Genomic DNA, 1,752 nt, shown 5'->3' with positions numbered 1-1,752 from the left:
GGCGTTCCTGTTGCGCGCCACGACGACCTCGGCCGAGTTCGCCTCGGTGAAATAGCCGGATTCGTGTTCGTCAATCATGCGATCCTCCTCAGCGCGCCAGAACGGATTTGAAGACCCGGCGCAGTTCGGCCGCCGGATCGGCCGCGAGCGTTTCGGAACGCCAGGCGACGTGGTGGTCGGGACGGACGATCAGGCAGCCGGTGTCGCGGATCTCCCGCGCGCCGGCCCAGTCGCCGGCATGATCCTCGATCGTGCGGCGCGGGCCGATCACATGGCTGCGGATCGGCAGACCGAGCTCCGCGCCCACCGTCTCCGCCGCGGCGACCCACGCCTCGCCGCCAATACCGGTCAAAAGCGTGAACTCGCCATGCCCGCAAAGATCGAGCGTCGAGACCTTCCTGCCCGAGCGCTCGAACACCCAGACATGCGGCAAGCGCGCGCCCGGCCACGTCGTTGGCGCATAGTGCAGCTCGCGATCCTTCTCGAATGCCGGCTCGCGCTGGCCGTCGGTCACCACCGCGCCGGACGCATAGCGCTGGTTCATCTCGACGCCATGGGCGTCGAACTCGTACTTCTTGAAGGCGATAGCCTTGCGGAGCGCCTCGCGCTGCGCTTCGGCCGCGGGCGTCGCGTCGGCGCGGGCCTCCATGTTCCTCTGGATCTTGTCGTGATCGACGCCGCCATCCATGCCGAGCGCCTCGAAGATCGGTCCGAATTCGGCAATGGACTGGTTCGCCCGCGTCACGATCTGGCGCGCGATCGGTGCGCGCTCGGCAGAGTAGCTATCCAGAAGCCCGATGCCCGCCTGCCCCTTGACGACCTTGGCAAGCTTCCAGGCGAGATTGAACCCATCCTGGATCGATGTGTTCGAGCCGAGCCCGTTCGAGGGCGGATGCCGGTGCGCGGCGTCGCCCATGATGAACACCCGCCCCTTCTGCATGTGCGTGGCGAAGCAGTTGTTCACCGTCCAGGTGTTGGCGCCCAGGAGCTCGATCTCGAGCGCGGAATCTCCGACCAATTGACGCGCGACCTCGGTGGCCAGTTCCGGCGTTACCTCCGGCGGCGGCTGGTTGATGTCGTAGCCCCAGACGATCAGCCACTCATCCCACGGCCGCACCATGCGAACCAGACCCATGCCGATGCCGCCGACGTCGGCGCCGGGCTGCATGACCCAGTAGAGGACGCTCGGCCGGTGCGCGACGTATTTCGACAGATCGGCCCTGAACAGGATGTTCATCGAGCCGCCGACGCCCATCTTACCGTCGAGCGGCAGGCCCAGATGCTCGGCCACCAGCGAGTTGCCGCCGTCGGCGCCGACGAGGAACTTCGACCGCACGGTGAAATCCTTACCCGACAGCCGATCGCGGCAGGTCGTGGTCACGCCGTCCGCATCCTGGACATGGCTGACATATTCCGTGCTCATGCGTGCCTGCGTCCCGCGGGTGCAGGCCGACTTGAACAGGATCGGCTCCATGAAGGTCTGGGGCAAATCGTTCATGAAACAGGGAGACGACAGCAGATGTTCGGCCTTGGAGAGCGGCGCTGTACCCCAGCTCTTCATGCGGCCGATCTCCTCGCCGGCCAGGCTTTCGCAGAACACGTTCTCGCCCATCAGTTCCTGCGGCGAGGCGTGCATCATGGCCTCTGCCTCGACATCCGGACCGAGGTCGCGCAGCACTTCCATGGTGCGCTGGTTGGTGATGTGGGCACGCGGCGTGTTCGACAACCAGCGATAGCGATTGACGATCATGT

Annotated in this window: 1 protein-coding gene; it reads right to left on the bottom strand. The window is 65.8% G+C overall.

What is annotated here, in order from left to right; genetic code table 11:
• Positions 1-88: 88 nt before the first annotated feature.
• Positions 89-1,752, bottom strand: a 1,664-nt coding sequence (locus EN994_RS29855) for an FAD-dependent monooxygenase (RefSeq protein ID WP_127308076.1), incomplete at its 5' end; no start/stop codon positions are given.

The organism is Mesorhizobium sp. M7A.F.Ca.CA.002.09.1.1, from assembly GCF_003998555.1.
GTDB lineage: Bacteria > Pseudomonadota > Alphaproteobacteria > Rhizobiales > Rhizobiaceae > Mesorhizobium > Mesorhizobium ciceri.
This window is presented reverse-complemented; position numbering and strand designations above follow the sequence as displayed.